The sequence below is a fragment of the Gracilinema caldarium DSM 7334 genome, from assembly GCF_000219725.1.
GTDB lineage: Bacteria > Spirochaetota > Spirochaetia > Treponematales > Breznakiellaceae > Gracilinema > Gracilinema caldarium.
Window position 1 is genome coordinate 2287340 of the sequence record NC_015732.1, and the last position, 22569, is coordinate 2309908.

The 22569-nt window shown below is 46.1% G+C and carries 22 protein-coding genes and 1 tRNA gene; 16 read left to right on the forward strand and 7 right to left on the reverse strand.

Going from position 1 to position 22569, the window contains the following annotated elements; genetic code table 11:
• Positions 1-9 precede the first annotated feature (9 nt).
• The 9 genes from fabF (at position 10) to SPICA_RS10380 (ending at position 8883) form a co-directional block, all read left to right on the forward strand.
• Entirely contained in the window at positions 10-1290 is a 1281-nt protein-coding gene (fabF, locus tag SPICA_RS10340; RefSeq protein WP_013969454.1) for a beta-ketoacyl-ACP synthase II, read from the forward strand.
• Positions 1290-1715, forward strand: a complete 426-nt coding sequence (gene fabZ, locus SPICA_RS10345) for a 3-hydroxyacyl-ACP dehydratase FabZ (RefSeq protein WP_013969455.1) — start codon at positions 1290-1292, stop codon at positions 1713-1715. Before fabF ends, fabZ begins: the two co-directional genes overlap by 1 nt.
• Before the next feature lie 113 nt (positions 1716-1828).
• The gene (gene fabV / locus SPICA_RS10350; protein WP_013969456.1) at positions 1829-3055 is read left to right on the forward strand and encodes an enoyl-ACP reductase FabV; all 1227 of its coding nucleotides are present in this window, start codon (positions 1829-1831) and stop codon (positions 3053-3055) included.
• A 24-nt stretch (positions 3056-3079) separates the two neighbouring features.
• A complete protein-coding gene (accB, locus tag SPICA_RS10355) occupies positions 3080-3601 on the forward strand; it encodes an acetyl-CoA carboxylase biotin carboxyl carrier protein (protein WP_013969457.1) in 522 nt (173 codons plus the stop codon).
• Between the two features lie 11 nt (positions 3602-3612).
• Positions 3613-4944, forward strand: coding sequence for an acetyl-CoA carboxylase biotin carboxylase subunit (locus SPICA_RS10360; protein ID WP_013969458.1), 1332 nt, complete (start codon positions 3613-3615; stop codon positions 4942-4944).
• Positions 4934-5728: an acetyl-CoA carboxylase, carboxyltransferase subunit beta gene (accD, locus tag SPICA_RS10365; RefSeq protein ID WP_013969459.1), complete on the forward strand. Its 795-nt coding sequence runs from the start codon at positions 4934-4936 to the stop codon at positions 5726-5728. Before SPICA_RS10360 ends, accD begins: the two co-directional genes overlap by 11 nt.
• Positions 5729-5730: 2 nt before the next feature.
• On the forward strand, positions 5731-6660 hold the full coding sequence (locus SPICA_RS10370) for an acetyl-CoA carboxylase carboxyltransferase subunit alpha (RefSeq protein WP_013969460.1): 930 nt from the start codon (positions 5731-5733) through the stop codon (positions 6658-6660).
• Positions 6661-6825: 165 nt separating this feature from the next.
• A complete protein-coding gene (locus SPICA_RS10375; RefSeq protein WP_013969461.1) occupies positions 6826-7920 on the forward strand; it encodes a metallophosphoesterase in 1095 nt (364 codons plus the stop codon).
• Between the two features lie 33 nt (positions 7921-7953).
• Positions 7954-8883, forward strand: a complete 930-nt coding sequence (locus SPICA_RS10380) for a cation diffusion facilitator family transporter (protein WP_041396214.1) — start codon at positions 7954-7956, stop codon at positions 8881-8883.
• Between the two features lie 62 nt (positions 8884-8945).
• Here SPICA_RS10380 and SPICA_RS10385 read toward each other — a convergent pair whose 3' ends face one another.
• Positions 8946-9719, reverse strand: a complete 774-nt coding sequence (locus tag SPICA_RS10385; protein WP_013969463.1) for a hypothetical protein — start codon at positions 9717-9719, stop codon at positions 8946-8948.
• A gap of 10 nt (positions 9720-9729) precedes the next feature.
• Positions 9730-11553, reverse strand: coding sequence for a glutamine--fructose-6-phosphate transaminase (isomerizing) (gene glmS, locus SPICA_RS10390; RefSeq protein WP_013969464.1), 1824 nt, complete (start codon positions 11551-11553; stop codon positions 9730-9732).
• A 157-nt stretch (positions 11554-11710) separates the two neighbouring features.
• On the opposite strand from glmS, the gene SPICA_RS10395 reads away from it, so the two are divergent.
• Together SPICA_RS10395 and SPICA_RS10400 are read left to right on the forward strand one after the other, a co-directional pair.
• Entirely contained in the window at positions 11711-13639 is a 1929-nt protein-coding gene (locus SPICA_RS10395; RefSeq protein ID WP_156789667.1) for a hypothetical protein, read from the forward strand.
• Positions 13640-13756: 117 nt separating this feature from the next.
• Positions 13757-14227 (forward strand): single-stranded DNA-binding protein, encoded by a 471-nt coding sequence (locus SPICA_RS10400; RefSeq protein ID WP_013969466.1) that lies wholly within the window; start codon positions 13757-13759, stop codon positions 14225-14227.
• On the opposite strand, the gene SPICA_RS10405 is transcribed toward SPICA_RS10400, so the two are convergent.
• Both SPICA_RS10405 and SPICA_RS10410 read right to left on the reverse strand, forming a co-directional pair.
• Positions 14166-16286 (reverse strand): peptidase U32 family protein, encoded by a 2121-nt coding sequence (locus tag SPICA_RS10405; RefSeq protein WP_013969467.1) that lies wholly within the window; start codon positions 16284-16286, stop codon positions 14166-14168. The genes SPICA_RS10400 and SPICA_RS10405 overlap by 62 nt on opposite strands.
• The gene (locus tag SPICA_RS10410) at positions 16283-16930 is read right to left on the reverse strand and encodes a MarC family protein (RefSeq protein WP_013969468.1); all 648 of its coding nucleotides are present in this window, start codon (positions 16928-16930) and stop codon (positions 16283-16285) included. The genes SPICA_RS10405 and SPICA_RS10410 overlap by 4 nt, the downstream gene beginning before the upstream one ends.
• A 182-nt stretch (positions 16931-17112) precedes the next feature.
• On the opposite strand from SPICA_RS10410, the gene trxA reads away from it, so the two are divergent.
• Positions 17113-17436 carry a thioredoxin gene (trxA, locus tag SPICA_RS10415; protein WP_013969469.1) on the forward strand — a complete coding sequence of 108 codons (324 nt, stop codon included), beginning with the start codon at positions 17113-17115 and terminating at the stop codon, positions 17434-17436.
• Positions 17437-17579: 143 nt separating this feature from the next.
• Here the strand turns inward: trxA and SPICA_RS14940 are convergent, their stop codons facing one another.
• Positions 17580-18653: a lipoprotein TP_1001-related protein gene (locus SPICA_RS14940; RefSeq protein ID WP_013969470.1), complete on the reverse strand. Its 1074-nt coding sequence runs from the start codon at positions 18651-18653 to the stop codon at positions 17580-17582.
• 104 nt (positions 18654-18757) lie between these two features.
• Here SPICA_RS14940 and SPICA_RS10425 point away from each other — a divergent pair, with 104 nt between their 5' ends.
• A complete protein-coding gene (locus SPICA_RS10425; protein WP_013969471.1) occupies positions 18758-19189 on the forward strand; it encodes a hypothetical protein in 432 nt (143 codons plus the stop codon).
• Between the two features lie 13 nt (positions 19190-19202).
• Complete coding sequence (locus SPICA_RS10430; RefSeq protein WP_013969472.1) at positions 19203-19943, forward strand: lipoate--protein ligase family protein; 741 nt, start codon at positions 19203-19205, stop codon at positions 19941-19943.
• Here SPICA_RS10430 and SPICA_RS10435 read toward each other — a convergent pair.
• Positions 19940-20647, reverse strand: a complete 708-nt coding sequence (locus SPICA_RS10435) for a DUF2259 domain-containing protein (protein WP_013969473.1) — start codon at positions 20645-20647, stop codon at positions 19940-19942. The genes SPICA_RS10430 and SPICA_RS10435 overlap by 4 nt on opposite strands.
• A 77-nt stretch (positions 20648-20724) precedes the next feature.
• Here SPICA_RS10435 and SPICA_RS10440 point away from each other — a divergent pair, with 77 nt between their 5' ends.
• Positions 20725-21558, forward strand: a complete 834-nt coding sequence (locus tag SPICA_RS10440) for a hypothetical protein (RefSeq protein WP_013969474.1) — start codon at positions 20725-20727, stop codon at positions 21556-21558.
• Here the strand turns inward: SPICA_RS10440 and SPICA_RS10445 are convergent.
• Positions 21547-22140, reverse strand: coding sequence for a diacylglycerol/polyprenol kinase family protein (locus SPICA_RS10445; protein WP_013969475.1), 594 nt, complete (start codon positions 22138-22140; stop codon positions 21547-21549). The two genes, SPICA_RS10440 and SPICA_RS10445, sit on opposite strands and share 12 nt — an antisense overlap.
• A gap of 331 nt (positions 22141-22471) precedes the next feature.
• Between SPICA_RS10445 and SPICA_RS10450 the strand changes: the two genes are divergently transcribed.
• Positions 22472-22543: transfer RNA gene (locus SPICA_RS10450), tRNA-Val, on the forward strand.
• Positions 22544-22569 lie beyond the last annotated feature (26 nt).

Sequence of the window (22569 nt, forward strand, 5' to 3'; positions counted from 1 at the left end):
GAGTACACTATGAACAGGAAAGTTGTGGTTACCGGGATGGGGGCTATTTCCCCCATCGGCAATTCAGTAGCAGAGTTCAGCGCCAGCCTCAAGGCGGGGAAAAGCGGCGTCGGCCCCATCACCCTCTTCGACGCAAGCGAATTTGATGTCCAAATCGCAGCGGAGGTAAAAAACTTTGACCCTACCCGCTGGATTGATAAAAAGGATGCCCGGAAGATGGCCCGGTTCACCCAGTTTGCTGTGGCCGCCGCCGCCCAGGCTCTGGAACAGGCAGGGCTTGTGGAGAGCCGTTCCGCCGATGGGGGGGAAGAAGGCAAGCCCCGGTTAGCCTGCAATCCGGAAAAAACCGGTATTGTCCTTGGGAACGGTATTGGCGGCTGGGAAGTGGTGGAAGAATCCTTTCGCAAGATGATTACTTCGGGCCCCCGGCGGATGCTGCCCCTCACGGTTCCCCTCATGATTAATAACGAAGCGGCGGGCAATATTTCCATGATCTATGGCACCAAGGGCCCCGCCTTTACCCAGGTTACGGCCTGTGCATCCGGCACCGATGCCCTGGGGCAAGCCCTGGATCTGATCCGTTCAGGCCGCTGCGATGTGGTGATCTCAGGGGGCACAGAAGCGGCTATCGTACCCTTTGCTATCGGCGGGTTTCAGATGCTTAAGGCCCTGTCGACCAAGCGGAATCATGAGCCGGAGAAGGCGAGCCGGCCCTTTGACGCAGACCGGGACGGCTTTGTCATGGGCGAAGGAGCGGGGATTTTAATTCTGGAAAGTGAAGAACACGCAAAAGCGCGGGGTGCAAAAATCCTGGCTGAATTTGCCGGTTATGGGGCTACCGCAGATGCCTATCACATCACTGCCCCGGATCCCTCTGGCGAAGGGGGTGCCCGGGCGATCAAGGCGGCTCTGGAAGATGCGGAGGTCAAACCCGAAGAAGTCCAGTATTACAATGCCCACGGGACCAGTACGGAAATTAACGATCCTACAGAGACCAAGATGATCAAGATTGCCTTTGGGGAACATGCCTATAAAATGAAGGTTTCCAGTACCAAGAGCATGACTGGCCACTGCATCGCCGGCGGCGGCGGGCTCGAAGCAATCGCCTGCATACTGGCCATAACAGAAGGCTTCTATCCTCCAACCATCAACCTGGAAAACCCTGATCCAGAATGTGATCTGGATTATGTGCCCAACCAGGTTCAATACGGAACGATTAACGTTGCGGCCTCGGGCTCCCTCGGATTCGGCGGTCACAACGGTGTTGTAGTTTTTAAGAGGTATTATTGATGAACGAAATCGAACAGCTTCTGCCCCACCGCAGTCCCTTTCTTTTTGTCGATGTCATCGATGAAATTACGGAGCAACGGATCATTGCCCGCCATGTCTTTAAGGATACGGAATTTTTCTTTGCAGGACATTTTCCCCAGTACCCGGTGGTGCCCGGGGTCATCCTTATCGAAACCATGGCCCAGGCCGGCGGCGCAGGTCTGCGGAAGGCGGGCGTTCTCGGCGGGGATGCCCTCTTCTTCCTGGCCACGGTAGACAAGGCAAAATTCCGCCGGCAGGTCCGACCCAACGAGGAGGTCCGCCTCGAAATTGAAAACCTGCGGGTCTCCGGCAAAATGATTAAACAGGCCGGCAAGGCCTATGTGGGCAACGAACTGGCTGCGGAGGCAGAATGGCTCTGCCTGGTAGGCAGCGCCGCAGGCTAAATGTACCGCAGGCTAAATGTACCGCAGGCTAAATGTACCGCAGGTTACATAAGCCGCTGATTACATGAGCCGCAGGCTGAAAATCCTGCACTTGAAGAGCAAAGGAGCAGATTGTGCAAATTAAACCAATGATCAGAAACAACATCTGTCTAAACAGCCACCCCAAGGGCTGTGCAAAGATGGTTCAAAATCAGATTGAGTACGTCCGCCAGCATATGGCAGGTCTTTCAAATACAAAGGGAGCTCCAAAGCTGGCTTTAGTTATCGGCTGTTCCACCGGCTATGGCCTTGCAAGCCGTATTGGAGCGGCCTTTGGCTATGGCGCTGCGACGGTAGGTATTTCTTTTGAAAAAGCAGGAAGTTCCACGAAACCAGGCACTCCGGGCTGGTATGATAACCTGGCCTTTGATACAGAGGCTGCCAAGGCGGGGCTTATTTCAAAAACCTTGGACGGAGATGCCTTCTCCAACGAAATGAAGGATCAGGCAATTGCCGCCATTCGGGAAGTAGCTGCCAAGGCGGATATTCCCGCCCAGGTGGATCTGGTCATCTACTCCCTCGCTTCTCCGGTCCGGACCGATCCCCGGGACGGGGTCATGTATCGGTCGGTGATTAAACCCATCGGGCAGGCCTATTCAGGCAAAACCATGGATATGCTCACGGGAAAAATTTCCATAGCTAGTGCAGAGCCCGCCACTGAGGAGGAAATTGCCCATACGGTCAAAGTGATGGGAGGCGAAGACTGGGAACTTTGGATCGATGCTCTGCAGTCTGCCGGAGTTTTGGCTCCCCAGGTACGGACCCTGGCGTACACCTATATAGGACCAGAGCTTTCCTGGCCGATCTACAAAAACGGTACCATTGGCAAAGCCAAGGAACATCTTGAAAAAACGAGTCACCTGCTCCATGAGCGGCTTTCCAAAACCGGCGGAGCCGCATGGGTGTCAGTTAACAAAGCCCTCGTAACCCGGGCGAGCGCCGTCATTCCCATTATTCCCCTGTATATTTCAGCCCTCTTTAAGGTGATGAAAGAAAAGGGACTTCACGAAGGCTGTATTGAACAGCTGGTACGGCTTTATAAAGACCGACTCTATACCGCTGAAGCAGCCCTTAATCCCAACAAGGTACCTACCGACGATGCCCAGCGGATCCGCATCGATGATTGGGAAATGAGGGATGACGTACAGAGGGAAACCAAGGCTCGGATGGAAGCCATTACGGAGGAAAACCTCTTTACCCTGGCAGATGTAGAAGGCTTTAAGCACGATTTCCTCGAAGCCCATGGGTTTGATGTTGCTGGCGTCGATTATGAAGCCGATGTAGATCCATCAACAATCTAAACTCAGACAATACAGGAGACTGAAATGGACGATAAAACCCTTATTACTTTGGTAGAAAAATTTGGCTCCAGCCAGCTAGCTGAACTGGAACTTAATGATGGATCCCTGCACCTGGTACTTCGGAAAGAGGGGGCAATTCGCGGCAATGGTAATGCTGGCAGTACCGCCGTTCCGGCAGTAGGTGCAGTTGGTACGGTCGCAGCAGGCAGTACCAGTATGGTCAATGCAGCATCAGATCATACCACCGCAGCGGAACATGCGGTTCACCTGGGTCTCCCGGTCAATGCAGGGAGCCCTGCTGCAACCGGCGAGGTTATTACAAGTCCTATTGTTGCTACCTTTTACCGGTCTGCGTCCCCCGATGCACCGCCCTTTGTGGAAGTAGGAACCAAGGTTAAAGCAGGACAAACCCTCTGTATTCTGGAAGCGATGAAGATGATGAACCACCTGGAAGCAGAGTTTGACTGCGAAATTCTTACCATCAAAGCTGAGAATGGTGCCATGGTGGAATATGGCCAGGCCCTTTTTGAAGTGAAACGACTGTAGGAGCAAGTTCGGTGATTAAACGTCTACTTATTGCAAACCGGGGAGAAATTGCTGTCCGGGTCATCCGAACTTGCCGGGAAATGGGAATAGAGACCGTTGCGGTCTATTCTACGGCAGACAAGGAAAATCTCCATGTAAAGCTTGCTGACCAGGCAGTGTGCATAGGGCCGCCGCCATCGGCAAAAAGCTACCTGGTTAAGGAAAACCTCATTATGGCAGCACTTCGCACAGGATGTCAGGCCATACACCCCGGTGTAGGGTTCCTGTCGGAGAATGCCGATTTTGCCCGGGCGGTGCAGAAAGAGGGGCTCATCTTTATCGGCCCCGATCCGGATGTAATTGATCTACTGGGGGATAAGGTCCAGGCCCGCAATACGGCAAAAAAATATGGACTCCCCATAACGCCTGGGACCGAAGGAGCCGTTTCAGACCCTCAGGCTGCAGTCGCTGCAGCAGAAAAGCTCGGCTTCCCAGTTATTATTAAGGCAGCCGCAGGGGGTGGCGGCAAGGGGATGCGTATTGTCCGATCAGCTGCGGAACTGCCGGAAAATCTGGCCATTGCAAGCCGGGAAGCCCTGGCAAATTTTGCAGATGGCACGGTCTTTATTGAACGATACCTTGAAAACCCCCGACATGTAGAACTCCAGATTATCGCCGATGGTAACGGTACTGTGCTTGTCCTAGGCGAACGAGACTGTTCAGTACAGAAACGACATCAGAAATTGATAGAAGAGAGTCCTTCTCCAGGGGTCGATGACGACATGCGCCGGCGTATGGCCGAAGGGGCTGTGCGCATGTTCAGAGAGTTAAAATACCGCGGAGCGGGGACTATCGAATTTCTCGTATCCGGCAAAGAATTCTATTTTATGGAAGTAAACGCCCGCATTCAGGTAGAACATCCGGTCAGTGAATTTGTTACCGGCGTAGATATCATTCGCCAGCAGATTCTGGCCTGTACCGAAGGCCGTTTGGAAATTGCCCCGGATTCAGTGCACTTACATGGCTGGTCCATTGAGTGCCGCATCAACGCATTAAGCCCTGGTAAGGTTACCCGTCTGGATGTCCCTGGTGGACCCGGTGTCCGCTTCGATTCGTTCCTGTATAACGGCTGTACCGTTCCACCCCACTATGACGCTATGGTAGCAAAACTCATCGTTCACGGGCCGACCCGCGAACGGGCTCTCGCCCGTATGAATCGGGCGCTCCAGGAATTAGTTATAGAGGGTATTAAAACCAACACTGCCCAGCAACGGTGGATCATCAATCATACAACCTTTCGTTCGGGGCAATTTGGTACGGCCTACTATGGTGAAATAGAAAAGGAGGTGGAACATGTCCACTGATACACCTTGTCCATCCTGTGGTACCGTCCATGATGCGGCCAGCATCGAAGCGGCCCTGAAAACCTGCCCATCTTGCGGCTACCATTATCGCATGGAGCCAGCTGAACGGATTGCCTATCTGGCTGACAAGGGATCATTTCAGGAATTTTCTGCTAATCTCAGGTCCTTAAATCCCATCGATTTAGAAGGCTATGAAGAAAAACTCTCCGAAGCGGAAGCAAAGGCCCGCATGAAGGAGGCGGTTATTACCGGCACCTGCACTATAGAAGGCAAACCAGCGATTCTGGGGATCATGTCCTTTAACTTTATGGGAGGCTCCATGGGTTCCGTAGTAGGCGAAAAGGTAAGCCGGGCCCTCTTACGGGGAGCAGAAGAAAAGAAACCGGTTATTATCTACACCACCTCAGGGGGTGCCCGTATGCAAGAAGGGATTTTCTCCCTCATGCAGATGGCCAAGACATCTAGCGCCGTGGCAGAACTTGCCAAGGCAGAAGTACCCTATTTTGTGGTCCTCTGTGATCCCACCACAGGGGGTGTAACCGCCAGTTTTGCAATGCTGGCCGATGTGATCATTGCCGAACCGGGAGCCCTCATCGGTTTTGCTGGCCCCAGGGTTATCGAAGGGACTATCCGGCAAAAACTTCCCGAGGGTTTCCAGCGGGCTGAATTTCAGCAGGATAAGGGCTTTGTCGACATCATCGCCCGAAGACAGGAACAGCGGCACCTGCTCTCGCTGCTCATCGACCTTCATAAACCGTACCGGTCTTGCAAAGAAGGAGCCTGATCATGAGCCACACCACATCCATTACGAAAAAGATCGAAGAGCTTAAAAAACTGGCAGAAGCTTCCGGTATTGATGTAAGCGATGAGCTGGCCTTGCTTGAATCAAAGGTCAAAGCGGCTTCAAAAACCGAAATGGCCTGGCGCCGGGTAGAACTGGCCCGGCATCCGGACCGGCCCTATGCACTGGACTACATAACCCGCATTTTCGATAACTTTATCGAACTCCACGGTGACCGTTATTTCGGTGATGATGCGGCGATAGTAGGAGGGTTAGGGTTTCTGAACGGCCAACCGGTAACCATCATCGCAAACCAGAAGGGCCGTTCCCTTAAGGAAAACATGAAGCGAAACCATGGAATGGCCAATCCTGAGGGGTACCGAAAAGCCCTGCGCTTAGCCAAAGAGGCTGAAAAATTCCATCGCCCTATCATCACCTTCGTGGATACCTCAGGGGCTTACCCCGGACTCGGAGCTGAAGAACGGGGTATCGGCGAAGCTATCGCTAGAAATCTCATGGAATTCAGCCAATTGAAAACACCCATTATCAGTGTCATTATCGGAGAAGGCGGTTCAGGCGGTGCCCTGGGCATTAGTGTGGGCGATAAGATTTATATGCTTGAAAACGCAGTTTACTCCGTCATAAGTCCTGAAGGATGCGCGAGTATCCTACTTCGGGATGCAAGCCGGGCCAAGGATGCGGCGGCCATGCTCCGTATTACGAGCAACGATCTGCTGGACTTTAAGATTGTTAATGGAATCATTCCCGAACCTGAGGGTGGCGCCCACACCGATCCGGACGCTACGGCCATGAACATAAAGAAGGTACTGGTCCGGGACCTGGAGGATCTCTGCAATCGGCCTCCGGCGGTGCTGGTCCGGTACCGAAATCAGAAAATCCGTAAAATAGGTCATTGGAACGAAGAAGAAGACTGAGTAAAAATCAGTTTTGTGCCTCTTTAATACCTTTTCCGTTTAATGACTGCCCCGGGGACGCATCCCCGGGTATTTTGCGAGATCCCTTCTTAGTTATTCGCATTTTTTACCAATTATTTACCTTCTGCTAACCGAATATTCATCTATCTCAAATATGTTTTTAGTATGAGTTTTAAAGATTTTTATCTTTCCTTTCAAAGCATGATAAAACAGGCTCCCCAGGAGCCTCTGAAAACCACACAACGCTATGTCATTTTGAGCGATCTCCACATGGGTGATGGTGGTACCCGGGATGATCTTAAACCTAACCAGACAATTCTCGAGACAGCTCTGGAACAGTATTATCTTGATAATAATTTTATTCTTATTCTTAATGGTGACATAGAGGATCTGAACAAGTTTGATTTACCAAGCATTCAGAAGGCATGGCCCAAGCTCTACAGCATCTTCAATCGTTTTGCCCAGGTGGGGCGGTTACGGAAAATTGTAGGGAACCATGATCTGGCGCTGATCAGAGAAAAGGAATATCCCTATCCATTGCTCCATGCCCTCAATTTAGTAAAGGACGAAATAGTCATATCCATTTTTCATGGACACCAGGCATCCAAACTATTCAGTAGTTTTGACTATATTTCTGAATTTATTGTCCGGTATATGGCAAAACCCTTACACATTAAAAACGCTAGTATAGCTCATCATTCAAAACGGCGCTTTTCTACAGAGCGAAAAATTTATCGGGCAGCCCGAAATATGGGTATCATCGCCATCACCGGGCATACCCATAGGCCCCTCTTTGAATCCCTTTCTAAATATGATAGTCTCCGTTGGTCCATCGAAGAATTGCTTCGGGAATATGCGGTAGCTGATCTGGAACATCGAACACAGATTAAAGCTCTCATCGATTTATACCGTAGCGAATTAGAGCGGATCAGCAAGAACGGCAAAAAAAAGGAAATTTCCCACAGCCTGTATAGTACCGATGCACTCCTGGTCCCCTGTCTCTTTAATTCCGGCTGTGCTACCGGCAAGCATGGGATTACCGCTATTGAGCTGGACGGGGGCAACATTACTCTTGTACATTGGACCCAAAAAGGGAAAAACCGTCTCTACATTGAAAAAGAAGCCCTCTATAAGGATCGATGTAATGGGGATATTTTCAAGTATACCTTAAAAACAGATAATCTTGATCAGATTGGGATGCGGATAGCCCTGCTGAGCAAACGAAAAGAAGCAGAAAGCTTTACACCCTTAAAAGTTTGATTGCTATAACCCGGTCTTTTAGTCCATACTGGGATGATGAATGCGACAAAAGCCAGGTTGATAAAAACCGCTTCTATTATTGCCATGGCTGGCAATGCCCTGCTGGCCCTGCTCAAAATTATTATCGGCCTTATAGCAGGCAGTCTTGCCGTTGTGGGTGACGGAATTGATTCATCCACCGATGTTTTTATTGCCCTGATGTCCCTCATCGTTGCAGGTATCATTGCCCAGCCTGCCGATGCGGAACACCCCTGGGGGCATGGCCGGGCAGAGACAATTGCGACCACCATACTCGCCTTTATACTCTTTTTTGCCGGCGGTCAGCTCATTATTCATGCGCTGACCAATCTCTTCTCGGGAACCAGTCCCGATATTCCCTCACCTCTGGCCCTTGGGGTGACCCTCTTTTCTATTCTGGGAAAATTAGGATTAGCCTGGTCCCAATATTATTTCGGTAAAAAGGCAGGCTCAGCCATGTTACAAGCCAATGGGAAAAACATGGTAGGGGATGTGGTGATTTCGTCCGGGGTCCTTGTAGGGGTGGGTCTTTCCATTGTGCTCCACCAGGGAATCATCGATCCCATTATCGCCAGCCTCGTTGGCCTCTGGGTTATCCGGTCTGCGGTAAGTATCTTTTTAGAAGCCAATATGGAGTTGATGGACGGAAGTTCTGATACGGCAATATATACGGCCGTCTTTAATGCTGTGCGTTCCGTTCCCGGCACCATCAATCCCCACAGAACCCGAATGCGCCGCATTGCCGGCCTTTGGGATATCGATATTGATATCGAAGTAGACCCGGAAATGAAGGTCCGGGATGCCCATCATATTGCAAACCAGGTAGAAAGGGCGATAAAGAACTCGGTAGAAGGGGTCTATGACATTGTGGTCCATATTGAACCGGCGGGAGAAGAAGACAAACACGAAAAGGAACAGTATGGTCTGCGGGAATCAGAATTATAGAAGAGCCTCATAAAAGCAGGCCCTATACGAAGCCCCCTTGTTACGGCATCGTCACAGCCTTATTACAGCCCCACCAAGGCTGGCAGGCTCACATCTTCTACCCGCCGGGCATTTCCGAGAAAATAGCTCAATCGGTTCAGCAGATTCTGATAAAACCTTCGTAAAAAGACCGAATTTTCTCTATCAGCGGCATCCGAACTAATGGTCCCGGTGCGCACCACATCCGCTGAAGCAGTATCCCCTCCTGCAGTATGCTCATGGTAAGGCAGTTCCAGTACCAGCAAGGTCCATCGGGAGCCCCCGGGGCCGGGGTCTTTTAGTTCAAAGGCCCGAAGCACCCCTGTAACAAGGCGCTCATCCTCATTCCGCTCTGCCGCCGTCACTCTGGCTGCCGCCACCACAGCTTCTGCCGCCCATGCGACTTCTGCCAGCCGCCATTGCCGGTTGACCTCTGCTGACAGGGGAGCTTCGGCGGTCCAGAGCCCGCTCTTAAAGTAGAGCCATTCCTGGCTTAACCAGACCTGCACCACCACAGGGGGGCTCCTGTCCCGGCTTTGGACAAGATAGGTCCCCTTCAGGGCAGGAATGGCATTCCGTCCAAAGCCGGGAAGGCCCCGTACCGGGGCCGTCCCCCGGACCAGGAGCCCCCCCTGCACCACAGAGGAGACCTCTTTGTAATTCCACCCCTGACCTTCATCAATATAACCCTGAAATATCCGAACCTGAGCTGTCCCGCCCTGCTCAGTACCAGAGGATATAAAACCCGCTGGAGAACAGGCAGCTAAGTAACCAGTAATGATGATAAGGCTCATCAGGAGACAAGTTCGGATCCTCATACCGAAAAGCTTACTCTACGGTAACACTTTTTGCCAGATTCCGCGGCTGATCCACATCACGGCCCAGTTCCAGAGCACAGAAATAGGCAAAGAGCTGGAGGGGAATAATCAAGATAAAGGGATAAAAGAGCTCATCCACCGCTGGAACCGGAATAATATCGTCGGCAATGGCTGCCACTTCCGCATCACCCTCGGTGCACAGGGCAATAATAGGCCCCTTACGGGCTTTAATTTCCTTCATGTTGGATATAACCTTTTCCCGTAAGTAATCCCGGGGAACGAGGAATACCGAAGGAGTTTCCTCATTAACAAGGGCGATGGGCCCATGTTTAATTTCTCCCGCCGAATAGCCTTCCGCATGGATATAGGAGATTTCCTTAAGTTTGAGGGCACCCTCTAACGCAACTGGGTACTCAAGCCCCCGGCCAAGAAACAGAAAATCCCGGGCCTTGTAATATTTTTTTGCCAGGGCCTGAATATGGTCCCGCTGTTTCAGCACCTCCCGGACCTTTTCCGGTATTCCCTGAAGCTCTTTTACAAAACGCTGGCCCGCTGAAACTGACATATCCCGCATCCGGGCCATCAGCAATGCAAAGACATAGAAAACCGCCAGCTGACTGGTAAAGGCCTTGGTAGAGGCCACCGCAATCTCAGGCCCAGCATGGGTATACACCCCGCCGTCGGATTCCCGGGCTATGGTAGAGCCTACCACATTGCAGATACCCAGAACCCGGGCACCTTTCCGTTTCAGTTCCCGCATAGCATAGAGGGTATCGGCGGTTTCACCGGACTGGGTTACCGCGAAGTAGATGGTATCAGGCTCGACCACCGAGTTCCGGTACCGGAGCTCACTGGAAAGTTCCGCACTGGCAGGGATACGAGCCAGGGTTTCGATGAGGTATGCACCAACAAGCCCTGCATGCCAGCTCGTGCCGGCGGCAACGATTTTTATCCGTTTTACCGCAAGCAGTTCCCGGCTGGTCATATTAAGGCCCCCAAGTTTACCGGTAGCATATTCAAGATCCAGGCGTCCGCTTAAGGTCCTGGCAATCGATTCGGGCTGTTCAAAAATCTCCTTTTCCATAAAACAGGCAAAGCCTTCTTTTTCGATAGCCTCCAGGTCCCACTGAATTTCATCAACCTGCTTATCAACCTGCTGATCATTCAAATCGGTAATGGTGTAGGTATCCTTTGTTAAAGACACCAGTTCTCCGTCTTCGAGATAGACAACCTGTTTGGTATGGGCAATCATGGCAGTAACATCCGAAGCAAGAAGCATCTCACCGTCTCCCACACCGATGACCAGGGGAGACCCATAACGGGCACCCACAATCCGGCCGGGCTCATCCAGGTGGATGACCGCAATACCATAGGTGCCTTTTACCTGCCTGAGGGCCTGGCGGACCGCCTTTTCCAGGTCGCCCTGGTAATAATAGGCAATCAGGTGGGGAAGCACTTCGCTGTCTGTTTCGCTGACAAAATGAACACCCTGTTTTTCAAGGCTTGCCTTAAGGGCAGTATAGTTTTCGATAATGCCGTTATGTACTACCGCAATTTTTCCGCTTGCATCCAGATGAGGATGGGCATTGATATCCGTTACTCCTCCATGGGTAGCCCATCGGGTATGTCCGATACCGCAATGCCCTTCAAGGTTAACCGATACGATTGCCCTGAGATCCTGAATCTTACCGGTTCGCTTAATGACCTTTATTGCATCGCTTCCTTCTACTGCAATACCCGCCGAATCATAACCCCGGTATTCAAGCCGTTTCAACCCATCAAGCAGGATGGGCGTTACACTTTTAGGACCGCAGTAACCAACTATTCCACACATATAACTATCGCTCCTTGTCATGTTTAATGAAACTTCAATAAAATAACCATGGTTTTCAGAAGTTCCTTTTATGGATTATAGCTATCATAAAGCGCAAAGACCATAGAAATCACTAAAATGATTGTCCTTTTGCCCGATTCCGGTTATGATAGAAGATATGAATTCTGGCACAGACCTGTTTACGATATTACGATTGTACGCCAACAAAAACCGCATCCCCCAGGTAAGTGTGGCGGTGTTTTTACAATTTCTGGAAAAATACGCCAAGCATTATGAGGCTGAACGGGCGGATCTGGCCTATTGGTCACAGGATACGGGCAGAAAGGTATGGGCAGAACTTTCGAAACTGGCGGAACAGGGAAAGATTGAGCTTATCACCGATGAAGCTGGTACCGTCATCGCAATTCATCAATTTTATATTGATGTAATTCAACAGGCTTATAAAAATATTGATGAATCGGCAGAACTGCCCTTTCCCGATGAAAGCAGCCTTGGCATAGTAGTCCCCGCTCATCAAATTCGTAATATCAATATTGAATATGATCTTCCCAATCTCATTGCACAGCCTCCCCAGGATAACCCTCCTATTCTGAAACTAACCTTTCCTGATAATAGCGGTTCAGCGCTCCTCCTCTCCCCGATGATACAAAAAAGATTGTTAGAAATTGCCCTCCTCAAAGTGCGACATTATCTGAGGAGTCATAACAATAAAGAATATTTGCAACATAAATTGGCTCCTGCTTTTCATGGTAAGGAAACCCAGTTACGGGATACCTTAAATCACCTTCTGGTCCGGCCCTTTGATGCAATCCGTGACATGGAAAATTCCGGAGACTTTATTTATCCCTTTTGGGCGTACCTTTGTACCCAGATAAAAAACGATATTAAGAAGAAAAATGACCGGCTTCCGGAGGATATAGCCGCATTACAGGCGGTTCTCATCGTCGAAGTATACAATAACTATTTTAAAGGTAAGGTAACCCGGGAAAAGGAAGCGGAAACAGCGTTTCGAAATCTGGAATTACAACTCGAAAAAGCTCCATTTTTCTATACCCTTGATGAAATAATTCGCTTTACTGATACCAAAGGAGTACCCCTTCTTGGACAGTATACCCAAGAAGCCTTAGAACACTATTTAAAAGCAAAAACAACCACTACTGAAGCTAAGGAAACGCTTCCAGATTTGCTCATTGTCCTGGGACATACGGGCGAAAAATGGTTTATTAAAAAAAACAAAATGCTCGTGCTCTGTTTTAAACTACTAGGAGAAGTACGTCCCAAAGTAAAAACTGCCATATCCCAGCGCTGGTATCGGCTTATGCAAAACTATGAAACAGAACCGGCCATGCAAAATGAAGAAGCCTTTGAACAGGAACTCTGGGAACTCATAGACCGGCTTTCTCCACCTTTGTCGGCACTTCTGAATGATAAAAAATTATATCTAGTACATACAGAGTTTGAAAACGGTGAGCATGGGATACCAGAACATACCAGGCTTTTTTATAAAGGGTCTTTGGTACCATTAAGTGAACTTCTCTTATTGAAACAAAAGGATCTACTTACTGATGTGAAGGTTCTACTCCCCTTTTGGTATTCACTACCTATCATTTCATCAATCATTGCTTTTTTTAAACAGCAAAGAAAAAAATTAAAAAAGGTGAAAAAAAATGTATCAACAGTTGCTCCTCAGCATGACCTAGAGGAAATTGAAACTGATGAAAGGAATAATTCTGGGGTTAAACAAAAAGATCACCGAAAAGAGCTACGTGAAGTAGCCCTTAAAGCCAGAAGCAGCCTCATCCCCGAAGGACACACCCTGGATTCGTATATGGATGAACTGCGTGACCACTGGAATAGGCTCATCAATGTGGAAGCAAAAAACAACTTGACAGAAGATGTTAACTCCCTCATTAGAGATTATCTTCGCAGGACCATCCGAAGCCTAAAGCATGCTCACTTTACGGCAGATAGAATTTCCAATTTAGCAGAAGCATTGGTAAATACACCTAACTTACAAAAACTACCAGCCCAGGAATCATTAAAACTCTATATTCAGCTCTATATCATTAAACTGCTTTCTGAATAGCTCAATTTTTTTGTTTTTTTTCTCACCCATTAAAGCAGAGATAGCTTAAAAACTTGTACAAAAGATGAATATGAGGGACCGATACAGGTCCCTATCCTTTACAATCGGGAGGCACCGATGAACAATTTAAATTCCATATTGATAGAAGGGAACCTGGTACGGGATCCCTTACTTCGTTCCACCGCCAAAGGCACCCCTGTCTGTACCTTCAGCCTGGCATCGAACCGTTTTTATAAACAAGACACGGGTTTTGAGAAGGAAGTGAGCTTTTTCGATGTCGAAACCTGGTCTAAGCTGGCAGAAAACTGCTATAACCTTGGCCATAAAGGCCGAGGGGTACGGGTTGTGGGTAGACTTAAACAGGAACGTTGGCAGGGAACTGATGGGAAACCCCACGCAAAGATCGTTATCGTTGCCGAGCACGTCGAGTTCCGGCCGGAATTTTCAGATAAAAAATCGACTTCTCAGGAAACTGATCTTGAAGGACAGACTTCCGATGCCGATGTGGGACAGGAAGACCTGATTCCTAACGATCTTGTGGCTTCCGAGATTGCCGAGGATGCGATGGTAGAGACGATGGTTTTTTAGGACCTTCATCGGGATTAGCATAAAAACCATCCTTCCAATTAAATCTGGTAGTCTGAGGAAGACTTTTACCCGCTTTTAGAGCTACCATAACATCCTTATAGTCGACCTTTTTCAGGGGTGGACCGGAAAAGTCCAGGATAAATCGTCTGAAGCCGGCATCCTTGAGAAAGGTCTCTTTATCAATGATCGAAAGGGGTTTCTCTGGTAACACAAAACTCCCCTCAGGAGAACTGAGAAGCCTGAAATTTTCATCCTTTCCGTCTGAGAAATATTGGAATCGGTATATCTTGGAAAGGTCCGCCCTGATACGGAATAGAGCTGGATACGCAAAGAGGGTGACAAAAGTGAAGGGTCGCAGATCCTCACACACTGTTCGTTCCAGATTTTGTCGGTTGTTTTCCAGGGGACTTACCTTATAAAGAAATCCCATGTCATGGATCTGAGCAAATGACCAGCTATTAAAAGTATACAAGTAAGGCCCTGCAATAAGCTGTGCATCGGTGCCTCTGAATAAGGATAGATGCGCTATGTTATTAACCACAAACTGTCGGTATCCTACAGCAAGTAACTGGGGAATTTCTTCGGAAATGATGCTATCTAGGGCTTCAGGATAATAAGGGTCAAAAACCAGTATAAGCTCGTTTTTAGAAAACGGTAAACCTTCCTTTCGATCTAGAATAGTTTGAGCAACAGCTCTGGTATATGAAAGCATAACCCGCACGGGTTTTACCGACTGTACAATATATAAATCTTCGATGCGGGATACGGCAACATAGATGCCTTCGGGAAACTTGTCCTTGTCTTGCTTTTCAGGTTTAGGTAGCTGTACAGGGGGCGCAGTTTCTCGACCTGGCATCCGTCGAAACGGGCTCAAATCCTTAGGAAGCACTGATGGATAACGTTTGGTCATTGCCCTGGTCTGAATGATATAGACCGAATCACCTACATCAAAGGTGTCAGGAATAGAAATCCAAACCCCATCTTCAGTGGTTTCCACAAAGTTAATTTTATGAGATTGCCGGTCTGAATCATCTTTTTTATGAAGTCTGATAGAATCCCCTACTTCGATAGTAATAGCTGTTTTACCCAGCATACCCCGGCGCTCGGTTTCGCCACCCTTCACTTTGATTATTTTTCCGAGGGGAATGCCCGTTCCCCCAGCCTGGTTTGGATCGAGCCATGCAGAAGATCCCTGGGCTTCCATATAAAAGGAAGTCTTTGGCCGGGCGAAATCATGCTTTAATATGGCTTTTGCTTCGGCTAACGCCTTTTCCTGGTCACCCTCTATATTATCCAAGAGATGCCGATAGGCAGAAACGACCGTACCCACATATTCGGCACTTTTCATACGGCCTTCAATTTTAAGAGAAGCAATACCCATATCGGCCAAGGCTGGTACCTGATCGAGCAACTGCAAGTCTGCAGGGCTGAAATAATAGCCAGATTCTTCATTAACCCGGTAAAGTCTCCGACACGCCTGGGTACACATACCGCGATTAGCCGATTTACCTCCCAAGTAACTCGAAAAGAGACAAAGACCTGATTCACTTACACAGAGGGCGCCATGAACAAAAACTTCCAATTCTACCGTCGTCCGTTCACGAATGGTGCGTATTTCTTCCAGATAGAGCTCGCGGCTTAAAACAACCCGACTGAAGCCCTGACGAGAAAGTACATTAGCCCCACGAGCGCTGGATATATTCATTTGAGTTGATGCATGGAGTTTTAAGGTCGGAAAACATTGGCGAACCATGCGGCTTACACCAAGATCTTGAACAATGATACCATCTGGTTCTATAGTCGCAAGATATTTTAGAAATTGGTACATTCGGTCAGCTTCCCGTTGTTCAAAGACAGTATTGACCGTAACATAGATTTTTTTACCCATCCGATGTAGACTTTTTACCGCCCCTTCGAATTGAGAATAGGCAAAGTTACTGGTTCTAAGCCGAGCATTAAAGTTTTTCAGACCTAAATAGACCGCATCGGCACCTTCATTAATAGCTGCATCCAAAGCTTCTGGAGACCCTGCGGGGGCCAGCAATTCTATCGCCTTCATTGAACAACCTTCATAATAATTCCAAGTTTTACGAGCCCATCATAGACAAACTGGATTGACATTCCTGACAGGAGCAAACCCATAATCCGCTCGATAACCGAAACACCGGTTCGTCCCAGGGCTTTTAATATTAATTCTGAAGCTCCCATAGAGAAACCTGTAACAAGAAGTGTACACAATACAGCTACAAAGAGCATGGGGACTATGATATAGAGTGGATACTGAGAGCTTGTGAAAAGCAAGATAGTGGTGATCGCGCCAGGACCTGCGAGCATTGGAATAGCAAGAGGGAAAATTGCCACAGAAGTACGTTCATCCTCATCTTCTTCGCTTGGCCTTTCATTATTTGAAACCTTGGATCGATTTGCCTGACCAAACAACATTTCCAAAGAGACAATAAATAACATAATACCACCAGCGATAAAAAAAGATCCGGGATGTACATTTAAAATAAGGAGTACCCATTTTCCGGCTATAATGAAAAGAGTCAAAATAAGAAATGCTGTAATGAGGGCTCGCTTAATAGTCCGCTTTTTTTCTTCTGCCGTGAGCCGAGCCGTAAGACCAATATACATGGGAACAATACCAAAGGGATCAACGACAACAAAAATCGTAAAAAGAATTTGAATAAATAGTGTCACCATAGGAGCCAGACTATACCCTATTTCTTTACCTTGGTACAGACATGGTCCTAGTCTATTGCATGTTTCAGATCTTGCAGAAAAACCTTTGCCTTTTTTATTGTATTTATGTAGTATATAGCTAGCGGCCCATAAGGGTTATACCCTTTACCACGCCTCGAATCATCAATAACAAGGAGCCCCCCATGAGCGCAGAAGTTACCCTGACCTCAGCAAATTTTGATACAGAGGTTATGCAGTCAACCACTCCCGTCTTAATAGATTTTTGGGCAGAATGGTGTATGCCCTGTAAAATGTTAGCCCCCCTTATCGACCAGATTGCTTCTCAATATGCGGGTAAACTTAAGGTTGGCAAAGTTAATGTAGATGAAGACAGTGAATTAGCCAACCGTTTTGGTATCGTTTCCATCCCAACCTTGCTTGTTATGAAGGATGGGAATGTGATACGGCAACGGGTAGGGGCTTTACCAAAACATGAACTCGAAAACCTGTTTAAGGATCTTATATAATTAGTAACTATCTAAAACAGAATAATACAAAGAATAAATTCCTTTTATTTTTATAATTTTTGTAAGCAATTTTCATTATAGGGATATTCAATGTACTGAATATCCCTATTGTTTCAATCTTGAAATAGAGTACATCATGAATATTATTTTTTGTTCTTTTTATTTATGATTACAGTTTTCGCAGTCTCTGAATATCGATCTGAACGGTTTGGAAAACCCGGTGTAGCACCACCCGTTACTGTTACATACCAATCCCGGGCACTGTTGGAATCAACCATCAATTCATCCCGACAAATAGTTCGGGTCGTTGTAGTAGTAGAACTTCCACAGGAATCTTGAGGTAACAGGGTTCCCGGCTGTCCATCCTTTTTTATCCAGGCTTTCGGACCCGCTAAAAATGTACTGAATTGTATAAGTTCCTGTTTAAGCCAATCACCACTTGTATACTCACTGAAGAATACCGCATCTAAAATATCATTATCTTGATTAACTAAAGCAATACCATCGGTTTTTCTGAGCCGTTCTTCATTTCCTTGTATCCAAAGATCCCGGACTTGGGGTGAGGTTTCGGTACCAGCAGATCGGGAAAGATCATCATCCAATTCATCACGACAACCTTCTTCTATAGTTCTTAAATGGAGAACTATGTATTCACCCTGGGTGACTTCAACAGGGGGAAACTCATATATAGGTTTTCCCACACCATTAAGGGCGGTAATAACTGATAGAGCCCCCAGATTACCAGCAGAACCGATGTATAGTTCGATATACTCTACCTTTGGTTTGCTATATTCGGTACGAACTTCATTAATCCGTAGCGAAGGCAGCCGATCATTCCGGGCACGGAAGGGAGTCAGCACGCTCAAGGTATTTTTCTTTTCATCAGCCACCAGGAGTTCTGCAACAAAAGGGTACCCTTCAGGTAATGGACTCTTTACAGTAACAATAAGTCGCTGCCCCCCTTCGATATGGTCTATTTCAACAGGAGGATCAAAATGAACCGACGAGGCAGTCACAGGGACAGAAAAATCAAAGGCGATCTGGGTCGATGAAAGAGCCTTAACAGCTAAAAACACCGGCATGGTCGTATCAAAAGAAATAACATTTTCGAGTACCACCTCAGGTTTGCATGAAATAAGGAATGTAATGCCTGCTATAATAAAGGTTTTTTTAAGATTCCCTTGATGCTGCCAGTACAAGAATTTCATCAATTTCATAGGCTCTCCTTGCATATGAGTACAAGCAGCACGAAGCAACATGCTTTAATATATCGATGCATCATCTACTTTAAAAACTTAGATTAACCTGCTACTATTAGAGTATGAGTCTCAGCATTTATACTCTAGACCTTCGTGCGCCTTTTATGTATTCACGAAATGTGATGGATGATCCCTTTATCCAACCGATATATTATGAAGAACAAATCGCCTGTTTTTCTCTTGATAAAGAGGCTTGTAAAGCTATAGAACCTGATATAAACCAGTTTCTTGGTCCCATCCTTTTTACAGGTATACAAACGAATGAAATTCAAGAAGTAGAACATTGTTCTATTCCAAAGGGGTTGTATCTTTTTGCCCAACTCAGAGAATTCCCAAACAAAGAACTTTTTACTGCCATGGCGTTGGAAGTACAGAAGGAGGGACTCTGGAGAGGGCTGAGCATGGAACCAATTGTCTTTATGCGAGTTCTTAAAGAAGATGATGGGCTAGTAACCCAGGTATTTCGTCCTATAAGTTCCAATACACATAAGTAGCAATTTCAGCTCGATGGAATCCAGTATACAGCGAAAGAGAGTTATTTTTTCTCTTTCTAATAACATTTATGAAAATCTTGCTCTTGAAAATTACCTCTTTGAGCATCTTGATCCTCAAGAAGCATTATTATTTCTCTGGCGTAATACCTATACAGTAGTAATAGGTAGATTTCAGGACCCTGAGATCGAATGTAATCTCAAGGCACTTCAAGTTGATGGAATCCCCCTTGCTCGAAGACAAAGCGGTGGTGGTACTGTCTGGCATGACCTAGGGAACCTTTGTTTTACCTTTATGAGTTCAAAGAAATTCTTTAACAGAGACAATAATCTTATCTTGATTCAACGGGCTTTACAGAACTTAGGATTTCCTGTAGAAATTAATAATCGGCACGACATTCTTTTGCATGGAAAAAAGATTTCTGGTTCTGCCTTTCGAGAAAAAGCGGATCGATCTTTTCATCATGGGACAATACTGGTCACCGCTGAGCTTGATAAACTTCATTATTACCTAAAACCAGAACTTGAAAAACCTCAGAGCCGCCATACCCGTTCAGTATCTTCACCGGTAAGCCAACTTTCCGCTTGGCAAAAGGACATTTGCATCTCAGATGTTGAAACTATGCTAAAGGATAGTTTTTCACCAAAACCCGCCGAAACCATCTCGATAGAGGCGGTACTACATGACCCACTTTATTTTAACTATTTATATCAAATGCAAAGCCGGGACTGGATCTATGGTCCCGGTGCAACTTAAAGCCGAAGAGCTTCTACCATATAGCGAATATCAGAGCCGGAAATTGCCTTTTTCGTCATCTCAATTACGAAAATCATGGAACCATCTTTGGGAGCAATCATAACCCTGCAGATACGGTAGGATTGTACAGCAGGACGTTTCAGTTGGGGAGTTCCTACTACGTATTTTTTTTTGCTTCCATCATTTTTAGTACATTCCAGATTGATGAAAAATGAAGATTGGATATTATCACCTGATCCTTCTACAAGGCTTACAATATTGGCTACATAGGAATCTCCTGTTTCAAAGTCACGAAATTCAATCGAGGTATTGTTGCTGCTGGATCCAGCCTTCGAGTCCATTGAAAGATAGAGGGGACGACTTTGCCTCAGGAAATCTATACCATATTTACTAAAAAGAGAGCCATTACTTGAAAGCAAAGAGTACAGAGCTCCACTTCCATCTTGTCCTTGTATAATTGGTGCTGAATGGACATAGGACAAACGACCACCACTAACGAAATTGTTCTTAGGAACATCCACCACAAAGATATCTGCCCAAGGTTTTAAGGTACCCGATTCTATTCCATACTGACCGAAAGCATAATATCTGCCATCCATGGAAAAGCCTAAATCCATAAAGGTTGCCACATCTCCAGCCCAGAGCGTACAAGCAAGACTGAGTCCCAAACCAATAGCAACTATAGTAAATCTTTGTTTATACATCTGATGCTCCTTATGTTTTTTATCGGCATCTATTTTATGGTCTTGAGTATAGCCTTATAGTAAGCTATGGTTATTATATGACATTATCTGGTAGAAATCGTCTGCTTCTCTTAGGGATCTTTTGGGCTTCTCTCATGCTTGTAGTATCTGTTCTTTTTGTAATTCAAACCTTTTCTATTTTTCCACAGATTGGAAAACAAGCTATGGGCCGTTCCTTTGGCTTTACGCATATTCTCATTGAACCTTTTACTTCAATAAATAGGTTTACCCCCTTGTTTTCAATACTTTTTTGTATGATCTATAGTCTTTCAGGAATTATTATTATATATGTTCTTTTTGAAAAAACCCATGCGCCAGAAATTTTATTTTTTGCCAATTTTATATTATCTCTTTCTTTCGAAATAAGCCGTATGGCAATCCCATTAATTAGTTATTATAACACGTCATTAACCTATTCCATTTTTGCTGGCAAGATACTGTTATTTAGTCGCTTTTTTGGTCTTTTTTCTTTATTTCTAGCAAGTAATTATGCTGCGGGTCTTGAAATGCAACGCTATGGCATACTACTTCTCTTAAATGCTGCAATTTGTTTGGCGCTAGCCTCTGGAGTACCTATAGACAGCATGAATTGGGATTCGGCTCTCACACCCCGTTTTGGTTTTGCGGAAATGTTCTTCTTTATCGAAGCAACAATCTTAAGCATTACGATCCTTAGTTTTTTCATATCAATCAAAAATAAAAGTAGTAAAGATTATTTATTTGTTAGTATTGGTATTTTATTTGTTTTAGTGGGAAGAGATTTCATCCTTCATGCAGACTCCTATATCGAACTGATGATAGGTGCACCAGCACTCGGATTAGGGACATGGATGTATTGTAAACATCTGCATCAATACTATTTATGGTTGTAAGAACCAAACGATAAACCCCACACCGATGGGCATTATAATATTGTCAAAGTCTTTAAGAGGGAATATTTCAATGAGTGTTGCAGCAATTGCTGTAAAAAAAGACAGAGAAATAGATTTTGAAATCCTATAGGTTATTAAAAACACCGCAAAAAAACAGGCAAGAGATCCTTCTATACTTTTACCCATTAAAATGAGTGGCCTTATTTTCCCAAAAACCTTACCGATAAGACTGGCTAAACCATCACCAAAGGCTAATGCATAAATTGCTATAGATGAAGCCGGTGCTGGATATAACAACAATGCAAGCATTGCCCCTATACCAAGCGTTACAGGACCTAAAACGAAGCGCCCCTGGTCACGTTTTCGTGCTGCCATGAATGTTACTTGAGAAATAAAAGGAACTACAACACCGGATAAACGTAATGTTTCTGCATAAGAATACAGAATCACACCAAGCACTAGTAGTACAAGAGTTCCCGTAGTACTGATTATAGCAAGACTAGGAACTATCGCAATTAAAAAGTGTATAGATTTTCTAAATATTTCTGTTTTAATCTCATCTACAGTGTTTGCAAGTATCATATTAAAACATATCCTTTTACAACAAACTTATTTAAAGCATGCAATTTTCATGCCAATTTCATAAAAACTATAAATACAGATCACATCTCTTTTTACCATATATACATATATAATATATGCTAAAAACTTCAACAAGTATAATAACCATAAAGTCTACTTTTGTAGACACGAGATATTCAAATTTAACTATATTTTTGAACTACTGAATTACCTTGACAGATAGACCTCTCTGGTGCTAGTATCTGTTCCACAGATAAGAAAGTCCTCTAATAGGGTTTTAAACCAGAAGGAAAGTGTCATGCTGGCGATACTCTAAAAGGGGCAATCGTTAGGGCGATTAACTCAGCGGGAGAGTGCTACCTTCACACGGTAGAAGTCATTGGTTCAAATCCAATATCGCCCAATTAATTGTTTTACGCTTCTGCTTTA

What these genes read in the sequence shown, in the direction of transcription:
- fabF (WP_013969454.1), top strand. Translation starts at nt 10, where the DNA reads ATGAACAGGAAAGTTGTGGTTACCGGGATGGGGGCTATTTCCCCCATC.
- fabZ (WP_013969455.1), top strand. Translation starts at nt 1,290, where the DNA reads ATGAACGAAATCGAACAGCTTCTGCCCCACCGCAGTCCCTTTCTTTTT.
- accB (WP_013969457.1), top strand. Translation starts at nt 3,080, where the DNA reads ATGGACGATAAAACCCTTATTACTTTGGTAGAAAAATTTGGCTCCAGC.
- accD (WP_013969459.1), top strand. Translation starts at nt 4,934, where the DNA reads ATGTCCACTGATACACCTTGTCCATCCTGTGGTACCGTCCATGATGCG.
- SPICA_RS10370 (WP_013969460.1), top strand. Translation starts at nt 5,731, where the DNA reads ATGAGCCACACCACATCCATTACGAAAAAGATCGAAGAGCTTAAAAAA.
- SPICA_RS10375 (WP_013969461.1), top strand. Translation starts at nt 6,826, where the DNA reads ATGAGTTTTAAAGATTTTTATCTTTCCTTTCAAAGCATGATAAAACAG.
- SPICA_RS10380 (WP_041396214.1), top strand. Translation starts at nt 7,954, where the DNA reads ATGATGAATGCGACAAAAGCCAGGTTGATAAAAACCGCTTCTATTATT.
- SPICA_RS10385 (WP_013969463.1), bottom strand. Translation starts at nt 9,719, where the DNA reads ATGAGGATCCGAACTTGTCTCCTGATGAGCCTTATCATCATTACTGGT.
- glmS (WP_013969464.1), bottom strand. Translation starts at nt 11,553, where the DNA reads ATGTGTGGAATAGTTGGTTACTGCGGTCCTAAAAGTGTAACGCCCATC.
- SPICA_RS10395 (WP_156789667.1), top strand. Translation starts at nt 11,711, where the DNA reads ATGAATTCTGGCACAGACCTGTTTACGATATTACGATTGTACGCCAAC.
- SPICA_RS10400 (WP_013969466.1), top strand. Translation starts at nt 13,757, where the DNA reads ATGAACAATTTAAATTCCATATTGATAGAAGGGAACCTGGTACGGGAT.
- SPICA_RS10405 (WP_013969467.1), bottom strand. Translation starts at nt 16,286, where the DNA reads ATGAAGGCGATAGAATTGCTGGCCCCCGCAGGGTCTCCAGAAGCTTTG.
- SPICA_RS10410 (WP_013969468.1), bottom strand. Translation starts at nt 16,930, where the DNA reads ATGGTGACACTATTTATTCAAATTCTTTTTACGATTTTTGTTGTCGTT.
- trxA (WP_013969469.1), top strand. Translation starts at nt 17,113, where the DNA reads ATGAGCGCAGAAGTTACCCTGACCTCAGCAAATTTTGATACAGAGGTT.
- SPICA_RS14940 (WP_013969470.1), bottom strand. Translation starts at nt 18,653, where the DNA reads ATGAAATTGATGAAATTCTTGTACTGGCAGCATCAAGGGAATCTTAAA.
- SPICA_RS10425 (WP_013969471.1), top strand. Translation starts at nt 18,758, where the DNA reads ATGAGTCTCAGCATTTATACTCTAGACCTTCGTGCGCCTTTTATGTAT.
- SPICA_RS10430 (WP_013969472.1), top strand. Translation starts at nt 19,203, where the DNA reads ATGGAATCCAGTATACAGCGAAAGAGAGTTATTTTTTCTCTTTCTAAT.
- SPICA_RS10435 (WP_013969473.1), bottom strand. Translation starts at nt 20,647, where the DNA reads ATGTATAAACAAAGATTTACTATAGTTGCTATTGGTTTGGGACTCAGT.
- SPICA_RS10440 (WP_013969474.1), top strand. Translation starts at nt 20,725, where the DNA reads ATGACATTATCTGGTAGAAATCGTCTGCTTCTCTTAGGGATCTTTTGG.
- SPICA_RS10445 (WP_013969475.1), bottom strand. Translation starts at nt 22,140, where the DNA reads ATGATACTTGCAAACACTGTAGATGAGATTAAAACAGAAATATTTAGA.